This is a genomic window from Rheinheimera tilapiae, assembly GCF_042432165.1.
In the GTDB taxonomy this organism is placed as follows: Bacteria; Pseudomonadota; Gammaproteobacteria; order Enterobacterales; family Alteromonadaceae; genus Pararheinheimera; species Pararheinheimera tilapiae.
Genome location: NZ_JBHLXP010000001.1, coordinates 2,506,690 through 2,524,285, shown reverse-complemented (window position 1 = coordinate 2,524,285; position 17,596 = coordinate 2,506,690). Strand labels below are relative to the sequence as shown.

Genomic DNA, 17,596 nt, shown 5'->3' with positions numbered 1-17,596 from the left:
AGTGTGGCAGTTGCCATGCGAGAGTAGTACACCGCCAGGCTCCCAATAAAGCCAAAGGGCCCACTCAGTCGAGTGGGCCTTTTTGCTTTATGGTGTCCTGACGGTTTACTCCACGTAGAGTAGTACAGCGAAGACCGGAATTAGCAAAGCCAATAGTTTGGCTTTGCTCGGGCTGAGCACACCCGAAGCGCCGCGAGGGTGCAGACTCCCACGAAGCCGCGGTGGTGAATTGAAGGAAACCAACTGTTTTGCTCTGCTGGCTGTCACACAGCGGCTGAGCACACCCGAAGCGCCGCGAGGGTGCAGACTCCCACGAAGCCGCGGTGGTGAATTGCAGGACGGAAACAGGTTTGCTCTGCTGGCTGTCACACCGCGGCTGTATGCCATGGACACTGCAGAGAATTGGGTAGAATGTGATGAAATATTGGACATTTATTTGTATTTAAATCCGCCGGTTTACTGCGGGTCGAGTTGTAGCGTGAAGACTGTAAACTACTAAGGCCGGCAGTTTGTTTTTTTACTTCCGGCAAAATCTTTATCCCGATTAGAACATCGCCACGACAGGACACTCAGCGTGGGCCTTTGTGTTTCCATTATTTCCGTATCTGAACTCTGGTCGTTTGCACAGGCTTATGGCATAAAGGTGGACTGCTTTTACAGATTGCTGAATTCATGCACATTTTCCTGAATAGAACCAGCATGGCTATGATGTTTGTCTGTGGCATAACCGGCTGTCAGCACAGGTCGGTTGATCTGTTGCCTATACCGGAACAAGACATTGTATTGACCTCGGCTTTGCTGCAGCGAATGTCTGTCACTACAGAGCATCAATGTTTACTTCCTGCGACAACCACAGCAGACCCGCTATCCACACTTTTTTGTACTCATCAGGCATTACAACAAACTGTCGAAGAGAATGAGCAGTTTCAAAGATTATTTCGCGAACAGCAATCTGCGCTGAACCAATTAGTGCATCATCATCTGGTGGATGGACAATGGAAGCTCAAGGGCAACGGTTACCGCCTGAAACTACAACTTCCGGCTGATGAGCATGGTATGACGTTTAGCCGCTACACTCCGGTGCAGCAACTTAAGTTTGTCGATCCTTATTATCAACCACCTGTACCAAACCCGGATACTTATGGCGTTGCTTTAGTTGCAGAGCGCAGACATAGTCGGGCGCCATTTGACGAGTATTACCCGCGAGAAGGCATATTTCGCAGTGTGACGATGACACTCGAGGCAATAAAACTCGTCAATAATGAACTGACAATCAGCTTGAAAGGTCATTATCTGACCGCGCCGCAGCAGGTCCAGATAGCCGGCAGGCTAGTGCCGCTGAGTTATGACCCCGCAAGTGCCACTCTATTGTTGTTGCGTGATGCCCGTATTGAGCAGTCAGCGTTCTCTGCGCTACTGGATGGTAACAAACCAGGTTATGACTTTGGCATCTTCAGCCCGGGACCGATCCGGCTTGATCGTCGGCCAATTTTAATGATCCACGGCCTTAACTCCAGTCCGATGATCTGGCTAAAACTCAGCCATGCGATTTATCGCGACCCGCAATTATCGGCCCATTATCAGGTTTGGCATGCGTTTTATCCAAGCGGCGCGCCACCATTTTTTAATGCGATGCGCTTACGACATGATATTGATCAGATGCGAAATCAGCTGCAGCAAAGCGTTGGTTTATCAAACAAAACGCCAATGGTGGTGATTGGGCACAGTATGGGCGGCATTATCGCCAAGACTTTTATCATCGACAGTGGCATGGCACTGTGGGATGAAACCTTTTTATTTCGGCCAGAATCTTGGCCAGGGAAGGATAAAGATCTGCAGCGCTATCGCGATGTATTTTTATTTAAAGCACGGCAAGATGTTGATTCTGTGTTCTTTTTAGACACACCGCATCATGGTGCTGACATCGCAGAAGCGTGGTACAGCCGTTTGGCGAGTCAATTGATTACGATCCCAGACATGTTTGCACGACTGAACCGTAAGCTGTTTCAACGCATCCGGCTAGAAACGGTCACGCCACAAATGCAGCCTTATTTGGCAGATGGTGGGCCTAATAGTGTGCAGGTGTTATCACCACAACATCCACTGTTGCAAAAAATCGCCACGTTACCCTACCAAAGACCGGTGTATTCGGTGGTGGGGAGTGATGATAAACCTTATTGCTACGACGAAGGCGCCTGCGCTCGTTTGTCTGATTCGGTAGTGCCATTTTTTAGCGCTCACGAGCCGCGGGCTGAAGCACAAATTATTGTGCCATCACAGCATGATTCGTATCAGAGCCCGGAAGCTATAGCGTTTATTTTGGCGCAGTTGCGCCAGCGCCTGGACGCAGACGGATCCCATTAAAGCGTTGTTGCTGGCGCGGACCACAGAAGGGCAGGTTGCGGGTGAATTCGGCAATTGCACTTACTTTGCCATTGTGTGCCCGCAGCGTTGACCAATAACGGCCGCCACCCTGATGTTGTTCCATGCTACGACTCGCGATGACGCCATCAGTGCTGACCCATTTCGATAAAATACGTACGCCACAGGCTAGATTAATTACCGGATCATGTAACAGCGCCGGATGTCGGATGTCACAGTCATAACGTTTCTGGTTGGCACTTTCAATCGAGATTTGCAGTAATCCTCGTGACACAACAGGTTTCCCTTTGCCATCACGAAAGCGTTCGCGATAGGTGGCTTCGGGTTTAAAATTGCTTTCCGGTTTGCTCATCGCAGATAACAAACCGACCCAGAACTTACGCCGTTCAGGTTTGGCTAACTTCGGGTAATTGGGGCAAAATTGCGTAATATCGGTAGGATTTAAGCGGATTAGCGCTGAACTGGCGACTGCCGATTCGGCGGCTCTGGTCCAGCTGCCGTCCTGATTTTTCTGCGCCCATGCAGCATAATCCAGCGAGGCGAAACAGGCTGGTGCGAACCCCATCAGGCATAAAATCAGCAAAAAAACATAGCTCGGCTGCATCGGCAGTCGGGTCTCCGGTTCAGTTATTTTTTCAGTAACAGATAAGCCTGGCTGTAATCACCACGGTGTTTATTGGCCGCGAAATAATCCGGCCAGCCCCGATAATAACCGCTTAACCAGTCCAGTTGAAACAGATTATTGGCAAAAGCACCGCCAGTGTCGGCCAGAATCGTCAGTCGATAGTGCATTACACCGGCTTCTGGTGTCGCCAACAGAATCAACTTCCCTAAGCCAAGCTGTGGAATATCGCCGGCGACAGTCACTTCAGGTTTAATCGGAATTTTGTAATCGGCGTCTTTGCCGTAACCCAACACACTTTTTACTTCCTTAAAGTACCAATACCGTTGTTGTTGTTCCGGTGTTTTGGTGCGGTCATAAGGGATGCCATTGGTCCGGTGCACATTGTAATAGCGATAGCCTTGGCCCGACGGTACGACCGCAGTGCCCTGCAATAGCGCACCTTCGAGGCCTTCACGGCTAAGCCAGAACAAAACAGGTGCACGCAGTGGTGTTTTTTCCAGCGCGCCTCGGACAATATCCTGCTTACCTAATTGAAAACGGGTGATTTGCTTACCCAGTGCATCGGCGGTCGCGAGGTCTAGTTTGGCCTCGTCAAAAGGCAAGCCATACAGTGCCTGATTCTTGTCTGCTGTTTTGACCGGGCTACCATCGGCAATTTTGACAAAATATTTGGTTTGCAAAATTTTGTCTGCTGGAAGCTTTTGCAGTAAAGGTTTGTTCTTCGATAGTTTTGCCGCACCGGCCTGGTCCGGCATCCAGCGAACAAAACTGAAATGCTGTGCAATGAATGCCGGATCTGTCAAACGTGACTTGCGGCCAGTTGCTTTGTCTTCGTTGGCGATTTGGCAGATGTAATGCAGCGTTGTTCTAATCTCAGCGACAGACACTGTTGCACCCGGAATTTTACCGCCATGGATCGCGACAGGGTCATAACTTTGGCCTTTATCTATGTATTTCAGTGTTTCAGTCGCGACCTGGCATAGATCTGCACTCCGATCAGGCCATTGCCCGGCGACAAACTGCGGTTGCTGTGGCGTAAATTTGGCAGATGCGTGCCCCTGGGATAACGGATACAAGGCAAAGACGCTACCAATCAGCACAGTTCCAATGCGCCCGACAAAACCTGACATAACAATACTCGCTTAAACTAATTGGCTGCAGACTAACGCAGTGAACGCCGGCGCTCAAGCAAGATGCGGTCTGCCGCGGTTTAATTGCTGAAATGACAGGCAAATTTGCTTGTGTTCCAGCTTGGCAGCTTTTATCGTGACTGCTATTCCGCTGAACCTGCCCATTATAGGGAACAGCTATCCGCTCCGGAGCCAGGCATGCCGCACGACCATCACCACCATCATCATGAAAGTCAGAATATCGCCACTGCGTTCTGGCTGAACTTCAGTTTTACCTTGATTGAAATAGTCGGCGGTTTGTTGACCAATAGTGTGGCGATCCTGGCCGATGCAGTACATGACCTCGGTGATAGCCTGGCGATTGGTTTTGCCTGGGCAGCCAGTAAAATCGCCGGAAAGGAAGCGAATCGTCAATATAGCTATGGCTATCGGCGCTGGTCTTTGTTAAGTGCGCTGGTTACCGGCGTGGTATTAGTTGTTGGTTCAGTGTTGGTGCTGATCACAGCGATCCCGCGGCTGTGGGAGCCGGTGTTACCCCATGCACCAGGCATGATCGCGCTCGCCGTGCTTGGTGTGCTGGTCAATGGTGCGGCCGTGCTGAAGCTTAAGCATGGCAAAACGCAAAATGAACAAGTGCTCAGCTGGCATTTGCTGGAAGATGTACTGGGCTGGGCTGTAGTCCTGGTTGGTAGTGTATTGATTTATTTCACCGGCTGGGCTTTTCTTGATCCGTTGCTTTCTATCGGGTTTACCTTATTTATCCTGCTGAATGTCTGGCGCAGCCTGAAACGGACCATTGCGCTGTTTTTACAGGTCACGCCGGACGCGGCTTTAACCACAGCGCTGGAGCAGGCGCTGATCGCGTTACCTTTTGTCGAGAGCGCACACCATCTGCATTTGTGGTCGCTCGACGGTGAGCAACATGTGCTGACGGTGCATCTGCGTTTAAAAGACAATGCTGATAGCCATCAGCTGAGTCATTACAAAGAAGAAGTCCGGCTGGTGTTAGCGCCGCATCAACTGGCACATACGACGGTTGAATTCGAGGGGCCGGCCGAACTGTGTCGGGATGACAAAGGGTCAGCCTCAGTCCATCCTGTGCACGACCACGACCACGACCACGACCACGACCACGACCACGACCACGCTCATCAAGGCTGCGATCATCAGCACGGCGCGCTGGACCCACACCGGCATTAATGCCCTTGTCAGCCTGAGGCAGAAATAAAGCAGGGCACCGAAGTGCCCTGCCAATATAGTTAATCTCAATCAGGTTTACAGCAAACCTTCTTGTTCCAGACTGATTTCATCGAGCGATAACGCGAAGCTCGGCACAAAGGTATCCAGAAAGTACTGCACTGCCGGCGACTGCGCGGCGGCGAGCATTTTCTCCAGCCGGCGGCGGGCGATAGTAAATTCGCGATTGCCAGCAGTGATCTCCTCTAGCGTTTTTAAGTAAGCGCACAGATTATCCGCCGCTTTGACCAATAGTTTTTCGGCTGGGCTATAACATTCACCGAGCAGATAGTCGCGGTACACGCTTTGTAACTCCGGCGGCAGCATCGACAACAGTTTTTGCTCGGCAATGGCTTCAATCTTTTTGTATTCGTCAGCAATTTGCGGATTGAAATACTTCACCGGCGTTGGTAAATCACCGGTCAACACTTCACTGGCGTCATGAAACAACGCCAGTGTTGCGACTCGCTCCGGATCTAAATCACCGCCGAAATACTGCCGTTCGATCACCGCCAGCATATGCGCCACCAGTGCGACCTGATGGCTGTGTTCGGCCACGTTTTCAGTGTTGATGTTGCGCATCAGCGGCCAGCGGTTAATCAGCTTCATCCGAAACAGATGGGCGAAAAAATGGCTATGGCTGGTCATCCATCACTCCTGATTAACACCGTACTCAAAGCTGATGATAGCCGGGCAGGAACTGCGCCAGCTTGCCGATCGCCTGTTCCAGCACTTCTTTATGCGGCAGTAGTACGATACGGAAGTGGTCTGGTTCCGGCCAGTTAAAAGCACGGCCATGTACCAGCAGCACTTTATGCTGACGCAGGAAATCCAGCACCATCAGTTCATCGTCTTTGATCGGGAATTTTTTCCGATCAATTTTCGGGAACAGATACATAGCGCCTTTTGGTCTTACGCAGCTCAGACCGTCAATTTCATTGACCAGACGGTGTGCGACATCCATCTGGTCGTATAAACGACCGCCGGGGACAACCAGCTCATTGATACTCTGGTAGCCGCCTAATGCCGTTTGTACAGCGTGTTGCACTGGCACATTGGCACAAAGCCGCATCGACGCCAGAATGTTCAAGCCTTCAATGAAAGGACGTGCGCGCTGTTTAGCACCGGAGATAAACAACCAGCCAACACGGAACCCGGCGATCCGGTAGTTTTTCGACAGACCACCAAAGGTCAGCACCACCAAATCATCAGCTAATGAAGCTGTTGGTGTATGCGTGGCGCCGTCGTACAGAATTTTGTCGTAGATTTCGTCGCTGAGCACGACCAGGCCATGTTCACGTGCGATGCTCAGAATATCCAGCAACAAGGCGTCGTTGTAGACCGCACCTGTTGGGTTATTCGGGTTGATCAGGACAATGGCTTTGGTATTCGAGGTAATTTTGGCGCGGATATCGGCGGTATCCGGATACCAGTCGGCTGATTCGTCACAGCGATAATGTACGGCTTTGCCACCGGCCAGATTCACGGCGGCTGTCCACAATGGATAATCCGGTGATGGGATCAGTACTTCGTCGCCGTTATTCAGCAAACCTTGCAGCGCCATCAGAATGAGTTCAGAGACACCGTTGCCGATGTAGACGTCGTCGGCATCGGCACCACGAATGCCACGGGACTGGTAATATTGTGCCACTGCAACCCGGGCCGGATAAATGCCCTGAGAATCGCTGTAACCTTGCGCGGTTGGCAGGTTATGGATCACATGTTTGAGGATCTCATCCGGCGCCTCAAAACCGAAAGGGGCGGGATTACCGATATTGAGCTTTAAAATGCGATGGCCTTCTTCTTCCATCCGTTTCGCTTCGCGCGCTACCGGGCCGCGAATGTCATAACAAACTCCATCTAACTTTTTCGATCGCTCAATTGGTTTCATAACCCTTACTTTACAGCCTCCGTATGATGAGTCTAAATAATGTCTCTGGTAGTGATGGCCGACCCTTGTAACTGTATGAGTAGGCATCCATCTCCATACTGCCAGAAAAAATCAGCATTCGGGAGTCTGGATGGTTAAATTGTCAGAAGTTCCGCTGGGTGCCTTGGTGGTATGTGAGATTTTCCACCTGTTTGAGCATACCGGCATCTATATCGGTGAAGGCCAAATTGTCGAACTGCAGGGCACTGGCTTGGTGCGCAGTGTGTCAATCCCACGCTTTATGGATAACCGCAGCGGTGAAGAGCTGATGGTTGCTTGTGACAGCAGCGGCAAACCTATCGGAAATATGGCTGCGGCTGAACGCGCCGCTAGTCAGATTTTTACCTACCAGACCTACGACCTGATCAGTAATAACTGCCATCGGTTTTGCTGTAATTGTCTGAGTGGCCGGCACTGGCCAGTCACCAGTTTTTTTGACTTACGGCAGGTGCTGGAGCAGCAGTTGAGGCAGAAAATCCTGTTTAAAACTGTCCAAACAGACCCGCATCGTTTTCGGTAAAGTAGTTTAAAAACAATAAGATAAAATTTATTGAAGTTTTTTGAACCGTACTTTACGGAATTTTTAGTCGAAAAAAGCGTCGTAAGCAGCTAGAATACGCCCCCTTTGCGTCAGTGCTTTGTAAAATGCGTTGTTATGCGCAGGCGCCTGTTACCAGAGTTTTTTTCTGGTCAGACCCGTAAAGACGAGGAACTACCGATGAACAACTTGCTTAAACTGAGCGGCCTCGGCCTGGCCACCTTATTGGTGGGCTGTGCTGCGGTTTATCCCTTTATGCAGGCTGATCCGCGTGCTGAAGCACAACAACTGGCCGACTGGCAGATGCCAAGTAAACTGTCTGCGCTCGAGTCGGAAGATCAGTTGAAGCTGCTGTCCCGCCTGACTTATCCTGATTTGATGCCGGAGTTAAAACCAGTTCCGGATTTCTCTGCGATTAAAGATACCGACAGCCGGAAAAAAGCGTTTTTTGCCTATCTGACACCTTACATCGAACGCGAAAATGCCCGGATCCTGAAATTGCGGCGGCAAATCGACGAATTAGCTGGCAAATTGCAACAGCAACAACAGCTGACAGTCGAAGAATACGCCTTTATCTACAGTCTGTTTGACGAATTCAAAATTGATATGATGGACGCTGATTTAGATGGTGTCCGCGAGTTGTTAGCCCGAGTTGATGTGTTGCCGGTCAGTTTGGTGTTAACGCAGGCCGCGAAAGAATCAGGCTGGGGCAGTAGCCGCTTTACCACTGAAGGCTATAACTTTTTTGGCCAGTGGTGCTTCAAAACCGGCTGCGGCGTGGTGCCGTCCAAACGCGGTCAGGGCAAATATCATGAAGTGGCAGTGTTTGCACATGCCGCCGAAAGTGTGAATGCCTACTTCTATAACCTCAATACATTTTATGTCTATGAAGAATTACGGGCGATCCGCGCTAAAGTGCGGGCGCAGGATGGTCATGTCGCGGCTGAAAAGCTTGCTGCAGGTCTGGCTCGTTATTCTGAACGGGGCCAACAATATGTTGAAGAGATCAGCGCGATGATCATCGCAACCAGCAAAATAATTGGACAAAGTTAAGTTGAAACTGCACCGAGTGAAATCCCTGGTCCTGAGTAGTTTGCTGCTGACATTGCTGCCGCTGCATGCCGATACCGTGTTTAATTACGACGGCTTTTACGCTCGAATGAAAAAAAGCGAAAAAGCGGAATACAGCGACATTACCTTGTCGTTTTTGTTGCAAAAAACCGGCAGCAGCGAACGTTGCGTCATTGATTCTGCGGCAATCACGACGGATATCAGTTCGGAGCCACTGACCTTTGCAGCCAATGGCGAATTGATCCTGCCTTACAATGAATTATTAAATAGCCGCAAAGCGTTGATTTTGCTCAAGCAACAATCTGATGCGGTGCCTTGTGATTTGAATTTCCGCCTGCGTAGCCGGATGCCGCTGGATAAAACCTTGCAACTGGCACAACTGCAGAAAACGCATCTGCAGTTTCAGGGCTTATTAAAAGACCTCGCAGGTCTTGGCAAATATTTCCTGCCCGAGATGACCGGTGTGACGGTGTTGTTTGCCGAAGAAGCGCTGGTGACTGATGTGCCGGCAACTCTGCGCAGTCGCGTGAATTGCACCGCCAAACAATGTCAGGTCGATCTGACCGGGGTGCCTGAGTCAGCGGCCGGTGCCGTGACGTTCAGTAAAACACCTGAATATCTGGTGCCTTGGCTGCAGCGCTGAAACCGTGCCTGAACTGGTTCTGCTGACCCATAGCACCGAACTGGAGCGGCCGAGCAACACCGGCCGTCTGCTGCTAGAAGTACCACCAAGCGCCGCGCACGACCAGTCTGACTGGACAGTTCGGCAAGTCTGTTGGCAACGCAAATCGCCTGACCCGGTGCTGTTACAGCAACTCGCATCTTCTGCTTATGTGCTGCTCTATCCGGCGCCCACTGCACAGCAAATTGATGTTGATTTCCCGGTCAGCACACACTTCCCAATGCCTGCCGGTTTTATCCTGCTCGACGCCACCTGGCAACAAGCGCAGAAAATGTATAACCAAAGTCCTTATTTGCACACCTTGGCGAAATGGCAAATTCAGTCCGCGACACCATCGCGTTATATTCTCAGACGCAACCAGCGCCAGCAGGGCTGGTGCACGGCAGAATTAGTCGTGTTGTTGTGGCGTCATCTTGGTGCTGTGGCACAAGCGGCACAGCTGGACGGACGTTTTATCGCGTTTAACCAACGGCAGGGCGCCGTGGTCGCGCCGGACTAACAGCGAGCGTCAGCACCTCTGGCGGCCTTTCGGTCAGGCTCTGGACGCTGTGGTCCTGCCAGAATTCGGGCTATGACCAGCTACCACCACGATGGCCAGAATGGTCAAAAATAACAGGGCATTGGCCGGTGCCTGCAAACTAAAATCGACGGTGCTATGCAACGCCATATGGCACAGTGCCATCAGACTACCAAAACACAAACCGCGCAGTAGTTTGTCTTCATGCCGGCGCATCACCTGAAATGCGGTCCAGCCCAGATACAACAGCCATAGCAGCAATGCCGCAGTCAGCGGTAGACCTAATTCAATGGCAAATTGCAGATAATCATTGTGGGCATGATCATAAAATCCGCTGTACGGTGCCGGTTGCACTGCTGGAAACACGGTATAAAAGCTGCCACCGCCACTACCGGTCCAAAAATGCTGCTGCAGCAAAGGGATTGAATCTACGACCACGTTATCCCGCGCTTCACTGGCAAAGGAAGTGTCCTGATAGCGCTGCTGCAGTTTTTCCAGCCCGAACATCGAACCAATCAGCACCATGTCCAGCAGTAAGATACTGATCACCAGCGGTTTTAACAGTGCTGGTGGTCTTTTGTAAAACCACAATGCGGCCAGCGCCATCACAATCAACGCGGTAAAAAATGCGGCATTACCCATGCGTGATCTGCTCATTACCAGTCCGACTACCATCAGCACCATTGCCAGACGCAGCATAAATTTGGCACTTAAGATACTGCTCAGCACTTCGCGGCTGAGCTGACGCCAGTCACGATGACGACGTTGGCTGGACAACTGAGACAATAACAAGCCCATCGCCACCGACAATGCCAAGGCCAGATAGTTGGCAAAGTGGTTTTGATAAACAAAAGAGCCGCGTGCTTTGTTGTTTTCGTCCATACCGATGACCGGCGATAACTCCTGGCCGGATAACTGCAACACCACGCCATAAAACGCCTGTAATGCACCGGCGATCACAATTGCTAATGCCAGGAGCCGCAGCCGTTTATGGCCTTGCGCATAGCTCAGCAGCAACACAAACCACAGCACAAAGAAGACGGTTTTCAGCAGCATAACTTGCGTCTGATAGGGATCGACAGAAGCGAAGAACGGCCATGGACTGAATCTTTGCAGCGCGAGCCATAGCGTTAACAGCAGCAATGGCGCCACAGCCAGCCAGTAGCGGCGCTGCAATAATTCGAACTGTGGTGTGCGCCAACATTGCACCAGATGTAGCAGGAACGCGGTGCCAATCAATAGTTCGAGTAACGACCAGGACCAAGGGCGGTTTGAACCAAGCGGGATAGGGGCCCAAATCAAAATGCAACAGAGCAGAATAAAGATCAAACGGTTCAGAGTGCCCGGCTGCATGCGATAAGATCCTGGAGTTTGCTGATAGGCCTGGAACAAAAAAGCCCCAATCAAAGGGGCTTTTTCCGGAAAAATGTTAGTTAGCTGCCGCTGGCCAGAGTGGTATCACCAGTGCCGGTACCACCACCTGCGCCAACACCACCTGGTGTTGCTGCAATGGCTGGGGCTGCTGGAGCTGGGCCTGCCGCTGCTGCAGTTTGCAGCGCGTTGGTGATCAGTGTTGGATCGATATTGGCCGCAATCGCTAAGGTCGTCAGCGTGTCCTGGTCAATACACTGGTTATTCACCGCTTTCAGTACTTCTTCAACCAGTACCGGATCGTTGCCAGCTTGTTCCAGGGCGTAATCAATCACTTGTTCAGCAAGTTTTGGATTACAGGTTTTCAATTCAGTCATTTTTGCAACAAAACCACCCATCGAAAGACCATCTGTCTGCGCCTGCGCATACAGAGAAGCAATATCTGCTGGTGCTTGTTGTGCGGTGGTGTGTGCAGCTGCGAATACAGCTACCGAGATCAGAGCGATTTTTACTATTTTCATATGCGGTCCTCGCATAAAAACTGAACAAAAAATGCAATTACCAGCAATCATAACTGATTGTTGCTGAATTTGCAGTCACTTTTATCGGCTATTTGCAGAAAACTTACCGGCGCGTGCAATGCGCGACCTTGTAACGCATCCACATGCAATTGCTGGCAGATCTCAGCCTGACTGCTGTGTTCCACTTGTGCAGCGATCACCTTGATGCCGATGCCGTGGCAAATCTGCGTCATTGTCTCGACAAAGAAGCGGGTATCCGGCGATTCCAGCGCATGAATATAACTGCCATCGATTTTGATAAAGTCGATATTCAGACCCTGCAAGTAACGGAACGAACTGAAACTGGCACCAAAACGCTCAATAGTAATGGCAGCGCCGGCTTGTTTTAACGCGCCAAAAAACTGATTGGCTGATGCGATAGCACCGAGCGTAGCCTGTTCGTTCACTTCAAACACCAGTTTAGGCAACCAGGCCCGGTTGGCATCCAGCGTATTGACTAACCAGCGGGTGAACTGGCTGTCGTGCAGCGCACTTTTACTCAGGTTGATGGCAAAGCTATGGCCGCTTTGGCCACGCAGCTGGCTCAGAATGTAAGTGACCAGCGCTTTATCCAGCAGCAATGACACGCCAAGGCGCTCTGCCATGGCAAACACATCAGCCGACGCCAGCTGTTCGCCACGCGCATTAAATCGGACAAACGTCTCGGCATAGAGCACCTGAGCGCCCTGATACACCGGTTGTACTTCCAGATTAAACATCGCCGCCATCTCTTTTGAGATCTGCAACGAGGTGTCGCTGAAGCCGGCCGTGGTGTCTGAGACCACAGAACGGGTGAATTCATGCAGAATTTCCTGCCAGTGACTGCGGCTCAGTGGGTTAATCAGTGCTTCGGCCGGATTTTGTGTCGCCGGCGCCGGATGATTCAGTTGTCGTGCCTGCAGGCCATCCAGCCTTGCCAGTACTGAACTTAGTTCTTCCGCGCCCTGCAGCGGTGCCATCACAACGGCGGCAAAGCCATGCGGATATTGCTCGCTGTTGGCTATTTCAAAGGTTTGTTGGAGTTGAAGCTGGAACGTACTGGCGCTGCCTTCGCCGAATTGCGTCAGGATGGCAAACTCAGAGCCGGAGATGCGAAACACTTGCGCCAGTTCCTGGGTGCGCGCTTGTTGTTGCAATAAACCTGCGGCTTTTTCCACATATTGATCGCCAGCGGCATAACCTTGCTGATCATTGACCTGCTTTAACGACGTTAAAGCAATCAGAGTCAGATAAGGCCGGTTGGCATCTGCAGCCGGCGTCTGTGGCAAACTACTGAAAGACTGTAACAAAGCCCGGCGGTTTGGCAGACCGGTTAACGGATCGAGGTAAACCTGTTGGTTTAGCTGCTCGGCGCGGTCGGTCATTTCACTGAAATTACGTTTTACGTTGCTGACCATGTGGTTCAGCGCCCGCACCACGGCACGCAGCTCTTTGGTCAGCGGCATGTAATTCAGCAGTTCAAAGCGTTTTTCCGCCAGATGTTGCGCCAGTTTTTCGATATCTTTTAATGGCTTTAACACATACCACAGCAGCACGTGGACAGCGCCAAGCGCCAGCAGGCAAATCAGCAAACTGGTCCAGAATACCGCTTTGGTGTGTTGCCACAGACTCTTAAAGGCATAACCCGGATGCGCTTGTACGCTCAGTGCACCAGCGATGCGCCAACCGTCGTTGACTTCACTTTGCATCACCGGCGGTTCGAGCGGGAACAGAGCGAGGAACCAGACCGGTACGCCATCCACTTTTAATTCGTTCTGCCGCTCTAGCAGTGGTTGTTTTTGCTGGTCGACAAAGCGGATTTGTAAGTAAGCCCCCGAATCAAAAATCGCCGACACCATGGTATCCGCCACCGTCATATCGTCGTTGCCGACATAAGGCGAGATGGCAAGCCCAAGGCTATTGGCCGTGTCCTGTGCCGTTTGGGCTAACTGGGAATCAAGATAATTGCGCATATTGCTGGTACTGACCAACACAGTCGCAGCAAAGGTCAGCAAAGCAAGACAGATGAGCAGGATACTGAGCTGAGTACTCAGCGCGACGCCGCGTGGGTCTGCGGGGGGGGCCGACCGGGAATTGCTGTGTTCAGTCATTATTATTCTGCTCTGTCAGGGCGGCAACCGCCGTCGTTAATCTTGTTATATCAATAAGATGTCAGGGTTTAAACCCTTTTCTTATTGGCCTTGTTCAATTTTGTCCAATACGGCGGTCCACTGACTGTTGCCCCGGCCGTTATTGACCTTTTTGCCCAGACCGCTGGCCTTGGCCAGCCACAAACCGCTGGCGTTAAAACTGTAAATTGGTTTTAGATCAGACCGATCGCGCGCCGAGCGGATCTGGCCGTCCATATTGTCCAGCACCAGCGGATAGGCATCCGGTGTTTCAAAGTAAATCAGCACCATGTGCGGTTCATTGCGTGACAGCGCCCGGACGTACATCAGCCGGAGCTTTTCATCGGCGACGCCCATCGCACGCAGGCTGAAATATTTGCTGATGGCGTAATCTTCACAATCACCGGCGCCAGTGCCCAGTGTTTCCAGCGGCGTGGCCCAATAATCGTTTTTACCCCAGTGTTCGAGGTCGGCGCGGTAGCGGATATGCCGATTGGCAAAATCGTTGGCCAAATGCAGGCGCTCCCAGTCGGATTCGGTGCGGCCTTCTTCAATCAGCGCCTGAAAATCCTGCAGCCGTTCACGGCCGGCAGCGTCGTACTGGCTCAGCGCTTCTTGCAGATAACTGGGTGGCAACGCTTGCTCCGGCGCGGGCTTTGGCGTCAGAGTTAAATACAGCAGGGGGAGCCATAATGCGCTGCGGCTAATAACGAATTCCTTCTGGCCGGTACTGAGGGCAAATGTGTGGTGGTGAGATGTCACATTCGCGAATTAAATCAAGGGTATCACAGCGGGTTGCCGCGCTCAAACCGCTGCGCACTTTTGTGCATGGCAACTTCACTGGCTGCGCAAAATTGCGGCTTGTGCTGCGGATAAAACCGGCAAATGTTTGACCCAGCTCAGATTTAAGGTGTAACCGCAGCTGATTCGATTGCGTGGCACTGGCAAAAACGGTATAAAACGGCGACATTCAGGCAACTAAACAGCGCTGTTTTGCAGCCGGTTAACCGCAGTGTTTGTCGCCGCCTTTACTACATGTTGGCCAGCGGCTGCACTGTTTGCCCACAATTGGCCTTGTTTTAAACCAGACAGATGAGTCGCACATGGAACCTAAACTCGTAAGAAAGGCCGCCGCGCCTGTTGTCTCTGATCACGCGGTGACCCGTGCGGTGATCCCGGTCGCTGGTCTTGGCACCCGGATGTTGCCTGCGACCAAAGCGATGCCAAAAGAAATGCTGCCAATCGTCGACAAACCACTGATCCAATATGTGGTACAAGAAGCCGTGGCTGCTGGCATCACCGAGATAGTGCTGGTCACGCACTCGTCGAAAAACAGCATTGAAAACCATTTTGATACGTCGTTTGAGCTTGAAGCCACGCTGGAACGGCGGGTGAAACGCCAGTTGCTCGACGAAGTGCGCAATATCACACCAAAAAATGTCACCATCATTTCTGTGCGTCAGCCACATGCATTGGGGCTTGGGCATGCGATTTTGTGCGCGCGTCCAGTGGTAAGGAACCACCCATTTGCCGTGTTGTTGCCTGACGTGATCATCGATCAGTACCGCGCCAATCTGAAAAAAGACAATCTGGCCGAAATGATCAAACGGTATGAACAAACCGGTCACAGCCAAATCATGGTGGAACCTGTGCCTGCGGCGCTGGTGAATCAATACGGTATTGTCGATTTAGACGGCCAGAGCCTAAGTGAAGGCCAGAGCGTCGCGGTCAGCGATATGGTGGAAAAACCGGATATCGATGAAGCGCCAAGCAATTTTGCCATTACCGGTCGTTATGTGTTGTCGCCAACGATTTGGGACTTGCTGGAATATACGCCGCCAGGTGCCGGTGATGAGATTCAGCTGACAGACGGTTTACATCAGTTACGGTTGCTCGAAACCATCGAAGCTTATCACCTGAAGGGCAAGTCCCATGACTGTGGCAGCAAGATTGGTTATGCACTGGCCAATGCCGAATACGCGCTGCGCGCATCGTTCGGGGCTGAATTTAAAGAAAAACTGCTGCAATTGCTGAAGGATTAAGCTGTGAAAGTAACAATCTTCGGAACGGGTTATGTTGGGCTGGTCACCGGGACTTGTCTGGCGGACATGGGGCACCATGTGATGTGCGTCGACATCGACGAGCAAAAAATCACCAACTTACGTAATGGCGTGATCCCCATTTACGAACCCGGCCTCGAAAGTCTGGTAAAAACCAATGTGGCCAACGGCCAGTTGTGTTTTACCGCGAGCGCTGAAGAGGGCGTGGCGCATGCTGAAATTCAGTTTATCGCCGTTGGTACGCCGCCGGATGAAGACGGTTCTGCCGATTTAAAATACGTGCTGGCGGTGGCGCGCAGTATTGCCAGCCATATGCAAAGCCACAAAGTGATTGTGAACAAATCTACTGTGCCGGTCGGTACCGCAGATAAAGTTAGTGCTTTGGTCAGCCAGGTGCTGGCGGCGCGTTCTTCGACGCTAGGTTTTGATGTGGTGTCGAACCCGGAATTCTTAAAAGAGGGCGCGGCAGTTAACGACTGCATGAAGCCGGACCGCATCGTGATCGGCAGCCAGTCGGCGCATGCCATCAGTGTGATGAAAGAGCTGTACGCGCCATTTAACCGCAATCACGACCGGATGATTGTGATGGACGTGCGCTCCAGCGAGCTGACCAAATACGCCGCCAACTGTATGCTGGCCACCAAAATCAGTTTTATGAATGAAATGGCCAACCTCGCGGAGCGTTTAGGCGCAGACATCGAACAAGTCCGGCTCGGCATCGGCTCAGATCCGCGCATTGGTTATCACTTTATTTACCCTGGCTGTGGCTACGGCGGCAGTTGTTTCCCCAAAGACGTACAGGCACTGATCCAAACTGCCGACAGCATCGGGTTTGATTCTGCCATTTTAAAAGCGGTCGAAACCATTAACGAGCGGCAAAAGTCGGTGCTGGTTAACCGCGTTCAACAGCATTTTGGCGCTGATTTACACGGCAAAACTTTTGCGCTGTGGGGCCTGAGCTTCAAACCAAACACCGACGATATGCGTGAAGCGCCGGCGCGGGTGGTGATGGAAGCCTTGTGGCTGGCCGGTGCTAAAGTGCAGGCGTTTGACCCGGAAGCGATGGAAGAAACCCAGCGCATTTATGGTCAGCGCGCCGATTTGGTATTGTGTGGCACCAAAGAAGCGGCGTTAAAAGACGCCGATGCGCTGATCATCTGCACCGAATGGAAAAACTTCCGCGCCCCGGATTTTGATAGCCTGAAACAGACGTTACGCCACGCGGTGATTTTTGACGGCCGCAACCTGTATGATCCGGATGTGGTGCGCCGTTATGGCTTTACCTATTACGCCATCGGCCGCGGCGACAGTATCAAAACTTATTGACGGGATGTGCCTGTACGCTGCACAGTTGCACGCTATACAGATACGATAAAGCCTGCCTGC

At 51.7% G+C, this 17,596-nt stretch carries 16 protein-coding genes; 8 read left to right on the top strand and 8 right to left on the bottom strand.

Features of this window, described 5'->3' with window-relative positions:
* Nucleotides 1-699 precede the first annotated feature (699 nt).
* Nucleotides 700-2,364 (top strand): esterase/lipase family protein, encoded by a 1,665-nt coding sequence (locus ACFFJP_RS10925; RefSeq protein ID WP_377243329.1) that lies wholly within the window; start codon nt 700-702, stop codon nt 2,362-2,364.
* Here the strand turns inward: ACFFJP_RS10925 and ACFFJP_RS10920 are convergent.
* Together ACFFJP_RS10920 and ACFFJP_RS10915 are read right to left on the bottom strand one after the other, a co-directional pair.
* A complete protein-coding gene (locus ACFFJP_RS10920; protein WP_377243326.1) occupies nt 2,315-2,986 on the bottom strand; it encodes a transglycosylase SLT domain-containing protein in 672 nt (223 codons plus the stop codon). The genes ACFFJP_RS10925 and ACFFJP_RS10920 overlap by 50 nt on opposite strands.
* A 23-nt stretch (nt 2,987-3,009) precedes the next feature.
* Complete coding sequence (locus tag ACFFJP_RS10915) at nt 3,010-4,137, bottom strand: hypothetical protein (RefSeq protein ID WP_377243323.1); 1,128 nt, start codon at nt 4,135-4,137, stop codon at nt 3,010-3,012.
* 198 nt (nt 4,138-4,335) lie between these two features.
* Between ACFFJP_RS10915 and ACFFJP_RS10910 the strand changes: the two genes are divergently transcribed.
* Complete coding sequence (locus ACFFJP_RS10910) at nt 4,336-5,337, top strand: cation diffusion facilitator family transporter (RefSeq protein WP_377243320.1); 1,002 nt, start codon at nt 4,336-4,338, stop codon at nt 5,335-5,337.
* 75 nt (nt 5,338-5,412) lie between these two features.
* On the opposite strand, the gene yfbR is transcribed toward ACFFJP_RS10910, so the two are convergent.
* Together yfbR and ACFFJP_RS10900 are read right to left on the bottom strand one after the other, a co-directional pair.
* Nucleotides 5,413-6,021, bottom strand: a complete 609-nt coding sequence (yfbR, locus tag ACFFJP_RS10905; RefSeq protein WP_377243317.1) for a 5'-deoxynucleotidase — start codon at nt 6,019-6,021, stop codon at nt 5,413-5,415.
* Between the two features lie 25 nt (nt 6,022-6,046).
* Nucleotides 6,047-7,264, bottom strand: coding sequence for a pyridoxal phosphate-dependent aminotransferase (locus ACFFJP_RS10900; protein ID WP_377243314.1), 1,218 nt, complete (start codon nt 7,262-7,264; stop codon nt 6,047-6,049).
* A 130-nt stretch (nt 7,265-7,394) separates the two neighbouring features.
* Between ACFFJP_RS10900 and ACFFJP_RS10895 the strand changes: the two genes are divergently transcribed.
* From ACFFJP_RS10895 to ACFFJP_RS10880, 4 genes are all read left to right on the top strand, one after another.
* Complete coding sequence (locus ACFFJP_RS10895; protein WP_377243311.1) at nt 7,395-7,823, top strand: lecithin retinol acyltransferase family protein; 429 nt, start codon at nt 7,395-7,397, stop codon at nt 7,821-7,823.
* Nucleotides 7,824-8,021: 198 nt separating this feature from the next.
* Nucleotides 8,022-8,894 carry a glucosaminidase domain-containing protein gene (locus ACFFJP_RS10890; RefSeq protein ID WP_377243308.1) on the top strand — a complete coding sequence of 291 codons (873 nt, stop codon included), beginning with the start codon at nt 8,022-8,024 and terminating at the stop codon, nt 8,892-8,894.
* 16 nt (nt 8,895-8,910) lie between these two features.
* Entirely contained in the window at nt 8,911-9,555 is a 645-nt protein-coding gene (locus ACFFJP_RS10885; protein WP_377243305.1) for a DUF2987 domain-containing protein, read from the top strand.
* A 4-nt stretch (nt 9,556-9,559) separates the two neighbouring features.
* Entirely contained in the window at nt 9,560-10,093 is a 534-nt protein-coding gene (locus ACFFJP_RS10880) for a DTW domain-containing protein (RefSeq protein ID WP_377243302.1), read from the top strand.
* Nucleotides 10,094-10,126: 33 nt separating this feature from the next.
* Here ACFFJP_RS10880 and ACFFJP_RS10875 read toward each other — a convergent pair whose 3' ends face one another.
* From ACFFJP_RS10875 to ACFFJP_RS10860, 4 genes are all read right to left on the bottom strand, one after another.
* Nucleotides 10,127-11,464 carry an O-antigen ligase family protein gene (locus ACFFJP_RS10875; protein ID WP_377243299.1) on the bottom strand — a complete coding sequence of 446 codons (1,338 nt, stop codon included), beginning with the start codon at nt 11,462-11,464 and terminating at the stop codon, nt 10,127-10,129.
* 80 nt (nt 11,465-11,544) lie between these two features.
* Nucleotides 11,545-12,003, bottom strand: a complete 459-nt coding sequence (locus ACFFJP_RS10870) for a hypothetical protein (protein WP_377243296.1) — start codon at nt 12,001-12,003, stop codon at nt 11,545-11,547.
* Nucleotides 12,004-12,050: 47 nt separating this feature from the next.
* Complete coding sequence (locus ACFFJP_RS10865; RefSeq protein WP_377243293.1) at nt 12,051-14,132, bottom strand: bifunctional diguanylate cyclase/phosphodiesterase; 2,082 nt, start codon at nt 14,130-14,132, stop codon at nt 12,051-12,053.
* An 81-nt stretch (nt 14,133-14,213) separates the two neighbouring features.
* Nucleotides 14,214-14,786 carry a transglutaminase-like cysteine peptidase gene (locus tag ACFFJP_RS10860; RefSeq protein WP_377243290.1) on the bottom strand — a complete coding sequence of 191 codons (573 nt, stop codon included), beginning with the start codon at nt 14,784-14,786 and terminating at the stop codon, nt 14,214-14,216.
* A gap of 467 nt (nt 14,787-15,253) precedes the next feature.
* On the opposite strand from ACFFJP_RS10860, the gene galU reads away from it, so the two are divergent.
* Nucleotides 15,254-16,192, top strand: a complete 939-nt coding sequence (gene galU, locus ACFFJP_RS10855) for a UTP--glucose-1-phosphate uridylyltransferase GalU (RefSeq protein WP_377243286.1) — start codon at nt 15,254-15,256, stop codon at nt 16,190-16,192.
* 3 nt (nt 16,193-16,195) lie between these two features.
* On the top strand, nt 16,196-17,536 hold the full coding sequence (locus ACFFJP_RS10850) for a UDP-glucose dehydrogenase family protein (RefSeq protein WP_377243283.1): 1,341 nt from the start codon (nt 16,196-16,198) through the stop codon (nt 17,534-17,536).
* Nucleotides 17,537-17,596 lie beyond the last annotated feature (60 nt).

Excerpts from the sequence above, each read along its gene's own strand:
- ACFFJP_RS10925 (WP_377243329.1), top strand. The coding sequence starts at position 700 with ATGGCTATGATGTTTGTCTGTGGCATAACCGGCTGTCAGCACAGGTCG.
- ACFFJP_RS10920 (WP_377243326.1), bottom strand. The coding sequence starts at position 2,986 with ATGCAGCCGAGCTATGTTTTTTTGCTGATTTTATGCCTGATGGGGTTC.
- ACFFJP_RS10915 (WP_377243323.1), bottom strand. The coding sequence starts at position 4,137 with ATGTCAGGTTTTGTCGGGCGCATTGGAACTGTGCTGATTGGTAGCGTC.
- ACFFJP_RS10910 (WP_377243320.1), top strand. The coding sequence starts at position 4,336 with ATGCCGCACGACCATCACCACCATCATCATGAAAGTCAGAATATCGCC.
- yfbR (WP_377243317.1), bottom strand. The coding sequence starts at position 6,021 with ATGACCAGCCATAGCCATTTTTTCGCCCATCTGTTTCGGATGAAGCTG.
- ACFFJP_RS10900 (WP_377243314.1), bottom strand. The coding sequence starts at position 7,264 with ATGAAACCAATTGAGCGATCGAAAAAGTTAGATGGAGTTTGTTATGAC.
- ACFFJP_RS10895 (WP_377243311.1), top strand. The coding sequence starts at position 7,395 with ATGGTTAAATTGTCAGAAGTTCCGCTGGGTGCCTTGGTGGTATGTGAG.
- ACFFJP_RS10890 (WP_377243308.1), top strand. The coding sequence starts at position 8,022 with ATGAACAACTTGCTTAAACTGAGCGGCCTCGGCCTGGCCACCTTATTG.
- ACFFJP_RS10875 (WP_377243299.1), bottom strand. The coding sequence starts at position 11,464 with ATGCAGCCGGGCACTCTGAACCGTTTGATCTTTATTCTGCTCTGTTGC.
- ACFFJP_RS10870 (WP_377243296.1), bottom strand. The coding sequence starts at position 12,003 with ATGAAAATAGTAAAAATCGCTCTGATCTCGGTAGCTGTATTCGCAGCT.
- ACFFJP_RS10865 (WP_377243293.1), bottom strand. The coding sequence starts at position 14,132 with ATGACTGAACACAGCAATTCCCGGTCGGCCCCCCCCGCAGACCCACGC.
- galU (WP_377243286.1), top strand. The coding sequence starts at position 15,254 with ATGGAACCTAAACTCGTAAGAAAGGCCGCCGCGCCTGTTGTCTCTGAT.